This window comes from Proteus vulgaris (genome assembly GCF_033708015.1).
Taxonomy (GTDB): Bacteria; Pseudomonadota; Gammaproteobacteria; order Enterobacterales; family Enterobacteriaceae; genus Proteus.
Genome location: NZ_CP137920.1, coordinates 3,664,633 through 3,679,494, shown reverse-complemented (window position 1 = coordinate 3,679,494; position 14,862 = coordinate 3,664,633). Strand labels below are relative to the sequence as shown.

Sequence of the window (14,862 nt, the reverse complement as noted above, 5' to 3'; positions counted from 1 at the left end):
CATGGCCAAATATTCTTTGACGCCACGCGTAAAAATGCTGGCAGAACGTTTAGTTTCACGCAATAGCTCAATCAGTACAGAGCGTGCGACAATTTTTGATTCATTAGATAACAGCATTGCAGGTGTTCCACAAGCGATTAAACCTGCGCAACGTTTTTATGAGTTTATCCGCCATTTTCCAAGCTATATCGCACAAGATGAACTGATTATCGGTAGCCAATCATCAACACCACGCGGTGCCATTTTTCATACTGAAGAAGAAGTGCGTAGCGACTCTATCTATCGCTTCTTAAGTATTAATAATAGCGTTGCATCACCTGATTATATGCTGGTGGTAAACCAAGGTTTCTTAGCCATCAAAGCACAGCTTGAAGACAGAATTAGAAGCATTGGTAGTGCCGTCAATCGTAGCAGTATGGATGAAGCTAATTACTGTAAATCAGCAATTTATGCATGTGATGCAGCACTGTATTTTGCACAAATTCTGTCTGCAAAAGCAGAGAATTTAGCCGCAATGGAAGGTAATCCTTACCGTAAAGCCGAATTATTAGATAGTGCAGCAATATTACGTAAAGTGCCTGCAAAACCAGCAGAGACTTTTAAAGAAGCGGTTCAAGTATTTTATTTACTGCAATTAGTCTTACATCTAGAAAATGGTAGCTATGCCATTAATCCAATGGGATTTGATAAAGCACTTTATCCATTCTATCAACGTGATATCGACCAAGGTCGTTTAACACAAGCACAAGCGTATGAAATTGTTGAAAGTGTATGGCTGAAATTAGCTGAACTTTCAGAAGTACGTGCAACTAAAGAAGTTGATGGTTATCCCATGTTTGATGCAATGACACAGGGTGTTGATATCAACGATCCACGTGTCAGCATTAACGAACTGTCAGAGATGCTGTTATCCGCTCGCACTAATCTGTCAACCTTACACAGTTCACTGCAAGTGCGTTTATATAATGGTCGTGCGAATTCACAGCCTCAATACGCCGCTCCTTCTGCACACTTTGTTACATCAAATGCTGATGCGGGCGAATTCAAGGTGATGGAAGGGTTAACGCCTCGCTTACAACGCTTACGTAATCGCTACTTAGAAGCACGTCCAAGTGTCTCTATTTACAGGGCACTAGCATTTACTGAAATCGTCCGAAATAACCCAGGTTTGCCACCGATTTTACTGCGCGCTAAAGCATTCCGTCGTGCATGTGAAACTGCACCTATCTTAATTCAAGATGAAGAGCTGATAGTTGGACATCCTTGTGGAAAAGCGCGTGCAGGTGCTTTCTCTCCTGATATCGCATGGCGCTGGGTTCGTGATGAACTCGATACCATGAGCACACGTCCACAAGATCCATTCCAAATTTCAGAAGAAGACAAAAAAGTTATTCGCGAAGAGATTGTTCCATTCTGGGAAGGTCGTTCTTTAGACGAGATCTGTGAAGCTCAATATCGCGAAGCAGGTGTGTGGGAATTTAGTGGTGAAACCTTTGTTAGTGATCTGTCTTATCACCAAATCAATGGTGGTGGTGATACTTGCCCAGGTTATGACGTACTGCTTTTCACTAAGGGCATGAACGGTATTAAAGCCGATGCGCAAGCAAAACTGGCTGAATTAAGCATGGAAAATCCTGCGGATATCGACCGTATTTATTTCTACAAAGCGTCTATTGAAAGCTGTGAAGGTGTGATTGCTTACGCACATCGCATTGCAGAACATGCGCGTGAATTAGCATCAAAAGAGAGCAATCCACAACGTCGTGAAGAGTTACTAACCATTGCTCAAGTTAATGAAAATGTACCCGCTAATCCCCCTAAAACACTGCAAGAAGCACTGCAAAGTATCTGGACAGTTGAGTCACTGTTTGAAGTTGAAGAGAACCAAACGGGTCTTTCTTTAGGTCGTTTAGACCAATACTGCTTCCCAATGTATGAAAACGATATCAAATCAGGTCGTTTAACGCGTGAACAAGCACTGGAAATGATGCAAGCCTTTATCATCAAATGTGCTGAGTTAATGTGGATGTCGAGTGAACTAGGTGCGAAATACTTCGCGGGTTATCAGCCGTTTATCAACTTAACCATTGGCGGACAAAAACGCTCTGGTGGCGATGCATGTAACGATTTAACTTACCTGATTATGGATGCTGTACGCTTTGTGAAAGTGTATCAACCATCACTGGCATGTCGTATTCATAACCAATCGCCACAGCAATATATGGAAAAAATTGTTGATGTCGTAAAAGCAGGTATGGGCTTCCCAGCTTGTCACTTCGATGATTCTCATATCAAGATGATGCTACGTAAAGGCTTTGACTTTGAGGATGCTCGTGACTACTGCTTGATGGGCTGTGTTGAGCCACAAAAATCAGGTCGAATTTATCAATGGACATCAACAGGTTATACCCAATGGCCTATCGCCATTGAGTTTGTATTAAATCGCGGTCGTATGGTGTTGTTTGATAGCTACCAAGGTTTAGATACAGGGGATTTACGTGACTTGCGTACCTATGAAGATTTCGACCGTGCTGTAAAAGAGCAAGTGGCACATATCGTTCGTTTATCCGCCATTGGTACTGTGATCAGCCAACGCGTTCACCGTGATGTTGCACCGAAACCATTAATGTCTTTACTGGTTGAAGGCTGTATGGAACAAGGTAAAGACGTCACTGCGGGTGGTGCAATGGTTAACCATGGTCCTGGCCTTATCTTCTCCGGTTTAGCGACTTATGTGGACTCAATGGCAGCTATTCGCAAACTTGTTTATGAAGATAGAAAATACACCTTAGAACAAATCCGCGATGCGCTATTAGCTAACTTTGAAGGTCATGATGAGTTATTACGTGACTGCTTAAATGCACCAAAATTTGGTAACGATGACGATATTGTTGACCAATATGCATTAGATATTACGGAGTGGACTGAGCGTGAATGTCGTAAATATAAAATGCTCTATTCCACGCTGAGCCACGGCACGCTGTCTATCTCTAACAATACGCCAATTGGCGAGTTAACAGCAGCCACACCAAATGGTCGTTTTGCATGGAAACCATTGTCAGATGGGATCAGCCCAACACAAGGCGCTGATAAACATGGCCCAACGGCGATCATCAAATCAATCAGCAAGATGAATGTTGAAACCATGAATATCGGTATGGTTCATAACTTCAAATTCCTGAAAGGTTTATTAGATACCAATGAAGGTCGCCAAGGTTTAATTACTTTATTAAGAACCGCTTCAATTCTGGGTAACGGCCAGATGCAATTTAGCTATGTTGATAATGAAGTACTGAAAAAAGCGCAAGTTGAGCCTGAAAAATACCGCGATTTGATTGTTCGTGTTGCAGGTTACAGTGCTTACTTCGTTGAATTATGTAAAGAAGTTCAGGATGAAATTATCAGTCGTACTGTGATTGAGAAATTCTGATCATAGCCATAGGGGTGGCACAAGCTATCCCTTTTAATCGACAAGACAAGATTTAAATTTATCGAACAGGGATGTTTGATGCAGATTTGGAGGCGTAAAGATGGAGACGGCGGCAGAAACAAGAGGTCGGATATTTAATATCCAGAAATACTCTATTTATGATGGTGATGGTATTCGTACTCTCGTTTTTTTAAAAGGCTGTAATATCCGCTGCCCTTGGTGTTCAAATCCAGAAGGTCTTAGCAGTGAATTTCAGGTGATGTACTCTCACGACAAATGTGTAGATTGCGGTAAATGTGTTGATGTTTGTCCTGCGGGTGTGCACTACATGACAACGAATGAAAGTGGTAAGCAAGTTCACCGTGTTGATCGCGCTGTTGATTGTATTGGTTGTCGCAAATGTGAAGAAGTTTGTATCTCTGATGCGCTTGATATTATGGGAAAAGATGTTTCTGTCTCTGAGTTAATGAAAATCATCATGCAAGATTATGACTTTTATATCTCTTCAGGCGGTGGTGTCACAATCGGTGGCGGTGAAATGAGTTTACAAACTGATTTTGCGGTTGCGCTTTTACGAGAATGTAAAAAGATGATGATCAATACCGCTGTGGAAACACAAGCGACCACTAACGTGGCGAATTATGAAAAATTAGCGGAAGTGGTTGATCAATTTCTGATTGATATCAAACACATTGATACGACTCAGCATAAAGCATTGTTTGGTATTGGTAATGAGAATGTCCGTCGTAATTTAGAGCGTTTAATGGATCTAGGTGCCAATGTGGTGATCCGTATGCCTTTAGTACGAGGTTATAACGACTCTTATGATGCGATCACGGGCGCGATTAACTACGCAATGGAACTCTCAAAACGTGGCAATATTCAGCGTATCGATATTCTTCCTTATCACCAATTTGGACGTAATAAGTACGAAAAATTGGAAATGATCTATCCGATAAAAAACGATCCAAGTTATACGCCAGAAGAGCTAGATAGTTTAGAAGCCTTCTTTAAGAAATTTGATTTCGATATCCGTCTTGTCCGTCACTAAGTAGGAGAGAAAGATGAACAGTTTAGGTGTGATTGAAACTCGTGGATTAACCGCAGCCATTCAAGCAGCAGATGCCGCCTGTAAAGCCGCAAATGTAGAAATTATCGGATACCGAAAAGTAGGATCTGGCTTGGTATCAGTCTGTTTTCAAGGTGAGATCAGTGCAGTAAGAACAGCGGTTGATCATGGTATTGATGTCGTGAGCCAAAAAGAGTTAGTGATTGGTTCATTGGTTATCGCAAGACCAGAGCCAAGTGTGATCACTAAATTACTGACAATAAAAAGTAAGAAAAAAGCATCGGCTGTTGCTGAAAAAACGCAAGAGACTGCCCTTGAAACAGTTATTGAAACAATAGTTGAAGCCCCAAAAGCCGTTGCAGATTTACAGGCTCAAAATATTGCTTCTGAAACTAAGAACGTTACAGATAAAGCACAAAGTAGTAAAAAAGAGATCAAACCAGAAAGCCGTAAAGGTAAAAAATAATGATTAATCAACAACTCATGGGGAAAATTCTCTCTCGCTTACCCGCACATGGAATGATGTCGGGAGAGACACAAGGAATGGCCATCCCTGTTGGTATTTCTAATCGTCATGTGCATCTTTCACAACAAGATGTTGAAGCATTATTTGGCAAAGATTATCAACTCACCCGGTTTAAAGATCTTAAACAACCGGGTCAGTTTGCCGCAAAAGAGTGTGTGATTGTTGTGGGATCTAAAGGCTCGATCAGTAAAGTGCGTGTTTTAGGCCCCGTTCGCCCACAAAGTCAATTAGAAATTTCAAAAGCGGACTGTTTTGCATTAGGTGTAAAAGCACCTGTACGTGAATCAGGTGATTTAGTTGGTTCTGGCAATGCTGTTTTAATGGGACCTGCGGGTCATGTTGAATTAAAAGAGCAGGTGATTTGTGCTCAGCGTCATATTCATATGAGTGAAATTGACGCCAGAATGTTCAACGTCACTAATGGTCAAAAAGTACACATTAAAACAGAAGGTGAGCGTAGCCTGATTTTTGATGAGGTCATTGTTCGTGTGAGTGAAAAATTTGCTTTGGAATTTCATATCGATACTGATGAGGCGAATGCAGCAGGACTTCGTAACAACGATAGCGTTTTTATTGTCAGCTAAGGCAATGAGGTGACGTAATGGACAATCAGTTAATTGAAAGGATAGTAGCTGAAATAGAAAGAAGAATGAAAAAATCGGTGTTGTTAGCGCTTACACCTGCACCGGGATACCAAGATGAAATCTGTCAACGTATCAACACGTTTTCTCATATTCGATTTTCTCTTTTTGTTACAACACAGGCACAAGTCAGTCATGATTTGTCGAAATGGCGTCATCTAGGAGATATGTATAACGCGAGTGAGTTTGATTACCAGCAATTATCGACTTACCACGCACTGTTTGTACCTTATTTTGATAAAAAGCTGGTGGGTGAAATTATTAATGGATTATTTATCAGTGAAGAAGGGAAGTTAATTCATTCTGCACTTGCTCAAAATATTCCTGTTATGGCATTACCTTATTTTTGCCAACCAGAAAGTGAATTAAATGAGATTTTAGGTTTAAATAAAAATAAAGAGTACAACCTGCTTATTCAGGAAAATATTAGCCGATTAAAATCAATGGGTATTATATTCCAACCTATAAATGATATTGAAGCTAATTTAATAAATTATGATGTTAGTTATAAAACTAAACCTGAATATAAACCTGAAATTAAACAGAAAGATAATAATCGCTATATTACTTTAAATGAAGTAATGAATAAGCCTGGAGAATATCATTTATCGCAAGATAAATTAACGGATTCTGCTATTGAATATTTAAAAAGTTTGAAAAATTAATCTTAAATTATATCTGATAACTCAGGAGTCTTATTATGTCACCAAAAGCTAAATCATGGCTTTGGATGCTGGCGGTTATTATTTCAGAAACCTCAGCAACCTCTACTTTAAAAATGTTTGATAATAGTGAAGGAACAACTAAAACATTATTGTTAGGCTTAATTGTTGTTTTATACGTTATTTGTTATTACTCATTATCGCGTGCAGTAAAAAATATTCCTGTAGGGTTGGCATATGCTACGTGGTCAGGAACAGGGATACTCGTCGTATCAACATTAGGTATGGCATTTTATGGACAACATCCTGATACTGCGGCAATCATCGGCATGGCCGTTATTGCCAGTGGTATTGTGATTATGAATCTCTTCTCCAAAATGGGCTCAGAAGAAGAGGAAAAAGAAACAACGGAAACACCTAATATTAAACAGACTGCATCGCCAGTGAATAAATAAATCTACTTCTTAATAAATCTATTTTTAATAAAACTATTTTTTAATAAATAAGTACTTTATTAAAATAAATAAGGATAACCATTATGTTTACCGGATTCTTATGGCTGGCGTTGTCTATTGGTTCTGAAATCACGGGCACGTCAATGATTAAAAAGACCAACGGTTTTAGTAAATTAGCGCCTTCTGTTTTAGTGATTGCGGCTTACTGTATTTGTTATTTTGCCCTAACACGCGCAATGGGATATATCCCTGTTGGTGTAGCATATTCACTGTGGTGTGGGTTTGGTATTGTGGGTGTAACATTAGTAGCGATGATTTTATATAAACAAAAACCCGATCTACCAGCAATATTTTCTATGGCATTGATTATTTCTGGTGGGATAATTATGAATACATTTTCTACGATGTAAAAAAATATATAAGCGATATATTTATTTCATTTTAAATAGAAGATGCCGATACCATTAGAAATGGTATCGGTGTTTCTTATGAACATTATCTAAAGGCTATTTTATTATATCTTTTTTAATTTTAATGCTATTTAAAAAGGAGTTTTTTTTATATACCAACTATTTCCTTAATAAGATAATGAAATTTTAAATTACAAGGAAATAAATATGCCAATTTCTTCATCACCAATTGCTTTAAGGACAATATATTTAAGAGCTACTGCAGATAAAGTTAAAGAAAAAGAACACTCGTTTCAAAATAATCTAGTAGATATTAGTAACAAAAATAGAGATCTTAATTCACCACCACGACCATCTATAGGAGAACATTCTAGCTCGAATTTATCACAATCGCCACCACAAGAAGAAAAGAAGAAGAATGGATTACGTGCTAGACGAGGAATGGAAAACTTAGAAAAATTTCAATTAAATGACACAAATGTAGATCTAAAAAAGAGTGCTGAAAAAGTTGTTTTTTTAAAGATGATTAGCGATCAAATAGGCATAGATGAATATAATAAGAAACAATGTGAAGTGTTATTTGATAGATTATATGATATGAAATCTGAATTAGAAAAAAATCATTCAGAAAATTACCAATCTGTTAAAAACTCTCGATATGAAAGAGAGCTAAAATATTGTAAAGATACACTTATTAAATCAAATGGCATCTATTTACCTGCTAATAATGTGAGCGCTGATGATTCTCGTTATATGACTATCGCATCTCAATACCCATTCAATAACAAAGAAAGCTTAAGAAGTTTTTTTAATATGTTATTTGATAATGACATAAATACAGTTTATATTTTAGCCTCGAATGATGATATTAAAAAAGATCTCTCAAAACTGGGTAGTGAATATAATAAAAAAGATTTTGAAACGGAAGGGTTTAAATATTTTAGAGAGGGTTCAGATTCAGATGATATAAAATCTAGCCTCATTAGGAAGTGGGATTTCAGTAAGGTTAAAATACAAGATAAAGATGGAACCGTTAGAGTTGTAGAAAATAAAAATGGAGAGAATGACATTTTAGGAAATAAAACACATTTAGATTGCAAAGTATACTCTAGACTCTTCACTAAAAAAGGTTGTAAGGAAGATAAAACAATAAACTTTGTGCATATTTTTAATTGGAAAGATCATACAGGAATAGATGCGACAAAATTACAAAATACAATTAATGTTATTGGCGATAAACTAAAAATAACCCCAACAAAAGAAAATATAGCGGTCCATTGCCTTGCTGGATTAGGAAGAACAGGGGAATTTATTGCTTTAATGGAAATGATGAAAATGATTGAAGCAAAAAATACAGAAGCAGGAAATACAGAAGCAGGAAATACAGAAGAAAAAAGTCTAGAGAGTATCATCGCTGATTTAAGGAAAAAACGCAGTATTAGAGCACTGTATAAACCAGAACAAATTGCTGAGCTAGCTAAATTTGCAATAAATAATATCCCTTTGCTTAATAATGATATTAAAACAAGATAATACGTATTCAAAAAATAAGTATACCAATCCCCATTGCATTCACAATGGGGATTGGTTTTACCATATTATTCTTTGTTATTTTTCTAAATTTAAAGATGGAAAATACGATCTTCACCAGTAGGTAATTCAATCGTTAAGCTAAGTTTACCGCCTAACGCTTCAACATAGCGTTTTAATGTTGCCAGTTTTAGATCGTTACCTCTTTGCTCTATTTGGGTAATCGCAGGTTGAGAAATTCCTAAATGAGTAGCAAGTTCTTTTTGTGAAATATTTAACTCTTCTCTTAAAATTTGTAGTCCTGTTTCTAGTATCAATTCATCAGCCATTTTTTTTATACGTTCTTGGCTATCAGGAGAACGTTCAGCGATAGCTTGTTGAAGTGTTTTCATTGTCTTCTCTTATTGATAAAAGATATGAGGTAAATTCTCGATCCGCTATATGGCTCATCGTTTGATAAAATTTCTTATTATTAGTTTTATTGCCTGCACATAGCACAATGGCTTTTCTAGTTGGGTCAAACGCAAAAAATACTCGTATCGGTTTTCCTGTGTGTTGTATCCGGAGCTCTTTCATATTCGGATATTTTGAACCTTTGATGTTATCAGCATATGGTCTTGGTAACCTAGGCCCATAAACCTATAAATTCTGTAAGGCCGCTAAAATGCGTTCTTGTAACTCGTTGTTTTGTTCTAATAACCAAGAATCGAAATTATTTGTAAAGAGTACATTCCACACGGCTCACCTCATATAAGTTATAACTTATTTATAAGGTAATAAGCTACAACTTATATTTCAATACTCGTTAGAGTAGCAAGGTAGTGTTTATTTTTCAAAGTATTCCCATTAATAAATAAAATCCCCATTGCATTCACAATGGGGATTGGTTTTACGACATAACTGTTTTTATTTTTTAGCTTTATTGCTCACTAACTTGCTGTAACTGCTTTTGACGCTCAGTTTGAGCGCTGACTTGATGGTTTCGTGCTAAGAAGCTGTACATTGTGGGTAACACAAACAGCGTAAATAGCGTACCGACTAACATACCTGACACAATAATCAGCCCTAATCCATAGCGGCTATTTGCTCCTGCACCACTGGCAAACAGCAGAGGAATAAGCCCAATAACCATTGCGGCCGTGGTCATTAAAACAGGGCGTAGCCGAATTTTTGCTGCTTCAATAATCGCATCACGACGGTTTAGGTTTTTATGAACTTGCAACTCATTAGCGAACTCCACCATTAAAATACCGTGCTTACTAATAAGTCCTATCAGGGTGACTAAACCAATTTGTGTATAGATATTTAATGTCACCATACCTAAAGCTAATGGTACTAATGCGCCACAAATAGATAATGGTACTGTGATTAAGATAATTAAAGGATCGACCAAGCTTTCATATTGCGCAGCTAACACTAAGTAAATAATGATAAGTGCTGCAATAAACGCAAAGACTAAGGTATTTCCTTCTTGGGTAAATTGGCGAGAATCAGATTGCCAGTCATGGCTAAAGCCGGCTGGTAATGAATCTGCCACATTTTCAAGAAACGCAACGGCTTGTCCCATCGTCACGCCAGGAGCAGGAATAGCTTGGAATATTGCAGCATTTTGTTGATTAAATTGCGTGAGCTTATTCGGTTCAACTTGTGTCGTAATATTGACCACTGTCGATAATGGAATTAACACATTGTCTTGAGTACGAATATAGTGCCCAGCAAGTGCTGCTGGCGTTAAACGTTGATGGCGTACACTTTGTGGGATCACATCATAAGAGCGGCCATCCATACCAAAACGATTGATATAATGTTCACCCACTAAGAGTGAGAGTGATTCACCAATATCTTGCATACGAATACCTAAACTATTGGCTTTCGCTCTGTCTATGGCGATTTGAACAACAGGATTGTTGTAATCTAAATCGCTATCTACCACGACAAACAGACCACTTTCTCTCGCTTGTTGTTTAATGTTTTCCATTGTTTCAAATAAAACGGGATAACCTAATGGGCTACGTAATACCATTTGTACTGGCAATCCACCCACTGATCCAGGTAAAGAGGCTAATTGGAAAGCAAAAATATGGGTACCTTCCACATTATTGACGCGATTTTGTAAATCAGCTTGGATTTGATCTGCATTGCGCTCACGTAAATCCCAACCATCAAAGTTAATACCACCAAAGCTGGCTGAAGGCCCATCAGTACCGTTAATAATCCATGTGCTGTCTGTTTCTGGCAGACTCATATAAATTTCATCAAGCTTTTGATTAAAACGCTCAGCATAGGCAAGATTTGCATGTTGTGGTGCCTTTACGGCGGTTAAAACACTTGCCTGATCTTCTGAAGGTGCCAGCTCTTGTTTTGACTGACTATATAAAAATGGCAAGCTGACAAACACAGCTAAGGCGAAAACAACGGTTAACCAGCGATTAGCTAAAGAGAAATTAAGTACATAACCATAGTAGTGAGCCATTTTATCGAAAACAAACTCGGCCATTTTCGCCATTTTGCCTTCATTTTCTTTTGGCTTTAGCATTAACGAGCTCATTACAGGGGATAAGGTCAATGCCACAATTCCGGATACAATCACACTCCCTGCCAGCGTTATGGCAAATTCTTTAAATAATGCACCTGTTAATCCAGCCATTAAACCAATCGGAGCATAAACCGCGGCTAAAGTAATCGTCATCGCAATAACAGGACCAGCCACTTCTCTCGCACCCACTAAAGCTGCCTGAACAGGCGATAATCCCTCTTCAATATGTCGATGTACGTTTTCAACAACCACTATTGCATCATCCACGACTAATCCAATGGCTAACACCATGGCTAGCAAAGTGAGCAAATTAATACTAAAACCAAATGCCAGCATTAAACCAGCAGCACCTAACATTGATAATGGAATGGCAAGTACAGGAATAAGCACAGAACGGAACGATCCCAAGCAGAGATAAATCACTGCAATCACAATTAAAATCGCTTCAATTAATGTTTGTACGACTTGGTTAATCGATGCCTTGATAAAGCGTGACGTTTCAAAAGCAAGCTCAACATCGACACTGGGCGGTAACGTTTTTTTAATATCAACAAGATGTTGACGAATACCATCAACAATGACTAACGGATTACCTGTTGGTGTCGGAAATAGGCCTAAGAAGACGGCTTTTTTTCCATTCATAATGCCACTGGTTTCAGTGGCAGCAGCACCTAACTCAACAGTACCAATATCACGCAAGCGAACAAGATTATTGCCATCATTAATGATAACCATGTCTTTAAATTCTTCGACATTAGTGAGATCCGTATTGACATAAACGTTGGCAATAACAAACTCACCTTCCACTTTACCAGGTGCCGCTTGATAGTTATTACGACGCACAGCCTCAGCGACATCACTGGCTGTTAAGTTGCGTCCAGCCAGTTTGTCTGCATCTAACCACAAACGCATTGCTAATTGTTGTCCACCAAAAACTTGTACTTTGGCAACGCCATTGATGGATGAAAACATCGGTTCAACAACACGAGAAAGGTAGTCAGTAAGTTCTGGAATAGAAAGCTGTTCACTTGAAAATCCGACATAAGCTACCGCAGTAGATTCGCCAGATGAAAGCTCGATCACGGGATCATAAGCTTGCTCCGGTAACTTATAACGAACTTGATTGACCTTCGCCATTACTTGCGTCAAGGCTTGGGTAGGATCACGGTTTAATTCCATTCTGACGGTGACTAAGCTTTTTCCTTGAACAGAAGAAGAGGAAATATAATCCACACCCTCAACAGAGGAAACGGCTTGTGTGATCGGTTGTGTCACAAATCCTTGCATCAGTTCAGAGGATGCCCCTGGGTAGTCTGTTGCAATCGTAATTGTGGAGTTTTGTAACATTGGGTATTGGCGAATTGGCAGTTTGCTGAATGCAAATGCGCCCAGTAACAAAATGAGTGTGCTAACAACTAATGCCAAAACAGGGCGCCGAACAAAAATATCGGTAAATTTCATGATTAGCTCCCGTTATGGTTTTGTTGTCGCTGATTGAGCCAACGCTAATGTATCTTGCTCAATGGGTTCAATTGAGATGCCATCACTTAATTTAATTTGGCCCGATGAGACAACTTGCTCACCGAGGGCAAGCCCCTCTTTGATCTCAATCATGCCGTTGTAGCGCAATCCAACTTTCACAGAGACACGCTTAGCGATAAGGTTTTTTTGATTGTCAGATTGCGCTACAAACACGGTATCTCCATAGGCAGTATAAGTGACTGCTGTTTCTGGTACGGTTAATACCATCGGACTATCAGGAGAAATAACTTGAACACGAGCAAACATGCCCGCTTTTAATTTATTATCGGTATTCGGTAAAACTGCTTGTACTTGCACAGTACGTGATGAGCCAATAAGAGGATCAATCGCATTTACTGAACCCGTAAAAACAATATCAGGGTAAGCATCGACTTCGATACTGATGGGCTGTTTGGTTGAAATTTTTGGTGCAGCTTGCTCATCAAGTGAAAAATTGAGTTTTAAATGGCTTGCATCGACAAGGGAAGCGACACGTTCACCCGCATTTAAATATTGGCCTTCATGAACAAGTTTTATCCCAACGATACCGTCAAAGGGCGCTTTAATTGCTTTTTGTGCAATTCGCGCTTTCACTTCACGAATGGAGGCGACAATCATATCTCGTTCAGATAACGTGCTATCTAATTGCGCGGTTGCCACCATATTTTTACTATAAAGTTGCCTTGTTCGAGAATAGAGTTTTTCTGCGTTAGTTAATTGTGCTTGTAAACGTAGTAATTCGGCTTGTTCAGGTTCATCATTTAATTTAGCTAAAACTTGACCTGCTTTAACCGTTTGTCCTGACTCAAAATTAATGACAGCAATTCGACCATGGGTTTCAGCAGCTAAATAAATTTGGCGTGCGGCTTCTAATTCACCCACTCCTTGCATATTGTTTGGTAATTTTGATGATTGTACGGTTGCTAACGCCACTTTAGTGGGAGGATAAGCAAATTGTTGTGATGCATCTTCATCAGAGGATGTTGTTGCATAAACCGCCGCACCTGCACTGAGTAAAAAGAGTGAGGCACATACAGTAAGAGTAAGTTTTTTATTCATATTATTGTTGATCCCATAATGAAGGTTTTATATTTCTTATTATTTTATGCGTTAGTTTTTTTCCATAACGCTCTGAAATGACTAGCCATTGCCGTTGTCACAAGTCCCCCAATCACAGAGGTATGCTCTATAGCAAAATACATGGACAGCATCGCCTTATCTCCCGTCATATTCCAAAACGTATGTACAATCACAATGGTTAAAAATAAGAAAGTGGCTAATGCGCCAGCACCTAACCATAGATAGCGATCAAAAAGCACTAAAAGCGAACCACAAAGTAAAACGATCGCGCTGGCAATATTAAAAAACCAATCAGGGGTTAACCCTGCTGCACGCATCTCTGCCAAACTATTTTCATAATCAAATATCTTGGCAAACCCAGACGATAGAAATAACAATAGAATTAGCACTCTTGCGATAATCCATAATGCTTGGCTTTCAAGAATACGTGCAATTGCGTTAGGCATGTATCTGTCCTCGATAAACTTAAAAATCAGGCAATTTGCTGACTTGACTTTGCATTGTGGCAAGACTATAAAACCTCAAGTTAAGTTGAGGTCAAGAGGCAAAAATGAAAAAAGAAAAAATAGATTTTAATAGAGCACTCACCGTCGGTGAGGTAGCAAAACGAAGTGGTGTTGCGATATCAACATTGCATTTTTATGAAGAAAAAGGATTGATAGAAAGCTATCGAAGTGCAGGTAATCAGCGCCGTTACCCTCCAGTTGTATTACGTTATGTGGCAATTATAAAAGCGGCGCAAAGTACAGGTATTCCGTTAAAAGAAATTCAGGAAATACTCGGAAAATATCCACCAAATAGTAAATTAACCGCAGAACAATGGCACGAAATATCAACGGATTGGAAAGTGCGGTTAGATGAAAGAATTCGTCGTCTTAAACGACTACGTAACGGCCTTGACCACTGTATTGGTTGTGGTTGCTTATCGTTAAGTGATTGTCCATTACGTAATCCGGATGATATTTTAGGTGAGAAAGGTGTGGGCGCTCAGATCCTATAATT

General features: G+C 38.6%; 13 protein-coding genes and 1 pseudogene. 9 read left to right on the top strand and 5 right to left on the bottom strand.

Features of this window, described 5'->3' with window-relative positions:
* Position 1 precedes the first annotated feature (1 nt).
* The 8 genes from cutC to SB028_RS17195 all read left to right on the top strand — a co-directional run bounded on the left by cutC (position 2) and on the right by SB028_RS17195 (position 8,726).
* Positions 2 to 3,430, top strand: a complete 3,429-nt coding sequence (cutC, locus tag SB028_RS17230; protein ID WP_069366976.1) for a choline trimethylamine-lyase — start codon at positions 2 to 4, stop codon at positions 3,428 to 3,430.
* A 100-nt stretch (positions 3,431 to 3,530) separates the two neighbouring features.
* Positions 3,531 to 4,481, top strand: coding sequence for a choline TMA-lyase-activating enzyme (gene cutD, locus SB028_RS17225; protein WP_069366975.1), 951 nt, complete (start codon positions 3,531 to 3,533; stop codon positions 4,479 to 4,481).
* Between the two features lie 13 nt (positions 4,482 to 4,494).
* On the top strand, positions 4,495 to 4,965 hold the full coding sequence (locus SB028_RS17220; protein WP_069366974.1) for a BMC domain-containing protein: 471 nt from the start codon (positions 4,495 to 4,497) through the stop codon (positions 4,963 to 4,965).
* On the top strand, positions 4,965 to 5,609 hold the full coding sequence (locus SB028_RS17215; RefSeq protein WP_069366973.1) for a phosphate propanoyltransferase: 645 nt from the start codon (positions 4,965 to 4,967) through the stop codon (positions 5,607 to 5,609). The genes SB028_RS17220 and SB028_RS17215 overlap by 1 nt, the downstream gene beginning before the upstream one ends.
* Before the next feature lie 17 nt (positions 5,610 to 5,626).
* Positions 5,627 to 6,331 carry a hypothetical protein gene (locus tag SB028_RS17210; RefSeq protein ID WP_069366972.1) on the top strand — a complete coding sequence of 235 codons (705 nt, stop codon included), beginning with the start codon at positions 5,627 to 5,629 and terminating at the stop codon, positions 6,329 to 6,331.
* Positions 6,332 to 6,366: 35 nt separating this feature from the next.
* Positions 6,367 to 6,783 (top strand): DMT family transporter, encoded by a 417-nt coding sequence (locus SB028_RS17205; RefSeq protein ID WP_069366971.1) that lies wholly within the window; start codon positions 6,367 to 6,369, stop codon positions 6,781 to 6,783.
* Positions 6,784 to 6,866: 83 nt separating this feature from the next.
* Positions 6,867 to 7,193, top strand: coding sequence for a DMT family transporter (locus tag SB028_RS17200; RefSeq protein WP_004245856.1), 327 nt, complete (start codon positions 6,867 to 6,869; stop codon positions 7,191 to 7,193).
* A 207-nt stretch (positions 7,194 to 7,400) separates the two neighbouring features.
* The gene (locus SB028_RS17195; RefSeq protein ID WP_286138942.1) at positions 7,401 to 8,726 is read left to right on the top strand and encodes a protein-tyrosine phosphatase family protein; all 1,326 of its coding nucleotides are present in this window, start codon (positions 7,401 to 7,403) and stop codon (positions 8,724 to 8,726) included.
* Positions 8,727 to 8,815: 89 nt separating this feature from the next.
* Here SB028_RS17195 and SB028_RS17190 read toward each other — a convergent pair whose 3' ends face one another.
* The 5 genes and pseudogenes from SB028_RS17190 to SB028_RS17170 all read right to left on the bottom strand — a co-directional run bounded on the left by SB028_RS17190 (position 8,816) and on the right by SB028_RS17170 (position 14,306).
* Entirely contained in the window at positions 8,816 to 9,115 is a 300-nt protein-coding gene (locus SB028_RS17190; protein ID WP_069366970.1) for a helix-turn-helix domain-containing protein, read from the bottom strand.
* Positions 9,087 to 9,461 (bottom strand): annotated as a pseudogene (locus tag SB028_RS17185) (type II toxin-antitoxin system RelE/ParE family toxin). The gene SB028_RS17190 and the pseudogene SB028_RS17185 overlap by 29 nt, the downstream one beginning before the upstream one ends.
* 181 nt (positions 9,462 to 9,642) lie before the next feature.
* Entirely contained in the window at positions 9,643 to 12,720 is a 3,078-nt protein-coding gene (locus SB028_RS17180) for a MexW/MexI family multidrug efflux RND transporter permease subunit (protein ID WP_069366969.1), read from the bottom strand.
* A 12-nt stretch (positions 12,721 to 12,732) separates the two neighbouring features.
* Positions 12,733 to 13,839 carry an efflux RND transporter periplasmic adaptor subunit gene (locus SB028_RS17175; RefSeq protein WP_069366968.1) on the bottom strand — a complete coding sequence of 369 codons (1,107 nt, stop codon included), beginning with the start codon at positions 13,837 to 13,839 and terminating at the stop codon, positions 12,733 to 12,735.
* 44 nt (positions 13,840 to 13,883) lie between these two features.
* A complete protein-coding gene (locus SB028_RS17170) occupies positions 13,884 to 14,306 on the bottom strand; it encodes a DoxX family protein (RefSeq protein ID WP_069366967.1) in 423 nt (140 codons plus the stop codon).
* A 104-nt stretch (positions 14,307 to 14,410) separates the two neighbouring features.
* Between SB028_RS17170 and soxR the strand changes: the two genes are divergently transcribed.
* Complete coding sequence (soxR, locus tag SB028_RS17165) at positions 14,411 to 14,860, top strand: redox-sensitive transcriptional activator SoxR (RefSeq protein ID WP_069366966.1); 450 nt, start codon at positions 14,411 to 14,413, stop codon at positions 14,858 to 14,860.
* Positions 14,861 to 14,862: the final 2 nt, after the last annotated feature.

Excerpts from the sequence above, each read along its gene's own strand:
- SB028_RS17205 (WP_069366971.1), top strand. The coding sequence starts at position 6,367 with ATGTCACCAAAAGCTAAATCATGGCTTTGGATGCTGGCGGTTATTATT.
- SB028_RS17215 (WP_069366973.1), top strand. The coding sequence starts at position 4,965 with ATGATTAATCAACAACTCATGGGGAAAATTCTCTCTCGCTTACCCGCA.
- SB028_RS17200 (WP_004245856.1), top strand. The coding sequence starts at position 6,867 with ATGTTTACCGGATTCTTATGGCTGGCGTTGTCTATTGGTTCTGAAATC.
- cutD (WP_069366975.1), top strand. The coding sequence starts at position 3,531 with ATGGAGACGGCGGCAGAAACAAGAGGTCGGATATTTAATATCCAGAAA.
- soxR (WP_069366966.1), top strand. The coding sequence starts at position 14,411 with ATGAAAAAAGAAAAAATAGATTTTAATAGAGCACTCACCGTCGGTGAG.
- SB028_RS17190 (WP_069366970.1), bottom strand. The coding sequence starts at position 9,115 with ATGAAAACACTTCAACAAGCTATCGCTGAACGTTCTCCTGATAGCCAA.
- cutC (WP_069366976.1), top strand. The coding sequence starts at position 2 with ATGGCCAAATATTCTTTGACGCCACGCGTAAAAATGCTGGCAGAACGT.
- SB028_RS17210 (WP_069366972.1), top strand. The coding sequence starts at position 5,627 with ATGGACAATCAGTTAATTGAAAGGATAGTAGCTGAAATAGAAAGAAGA.
- SB028_RS17175 (WP_069366968.1), bottom strand. The coding sequence starts at position 13,839 with ATGAATAAAAAACTTACTCTTACTGTATGTGCCTCACTCTTTTTACTC.
- SB028_RS17180 (WP_069366969.1), bottom strand. The coding sequence starts at position 12,720 with ATGAAATTTACCGATATTTTTGTTCGGCGCCCTGTTTTGGCATTAGTT.
- SB028_RS17195 (WP_286138942.1), top strand. The coding sequence starts at position 7,401 with ATGCCAATTTCTTCATCACCAATTGCTTTAAGGACAATATATTTAAGA.
- SB028_RS17220 (WP_069366974.1), top strand. The coding sequence starts at position 4,495 with ATGAACAGTTTAGGTGTGATTGAAACTCGTGGATTAACCGCAGCCATT.
- SB028_RS17170 (WP_069366967.1), bottom strand. The coding sequence starts at position 14,306 with ATGCCTAACGCAATTGCACGTATTCTTGAAAGCCAAGCATTATGGATT.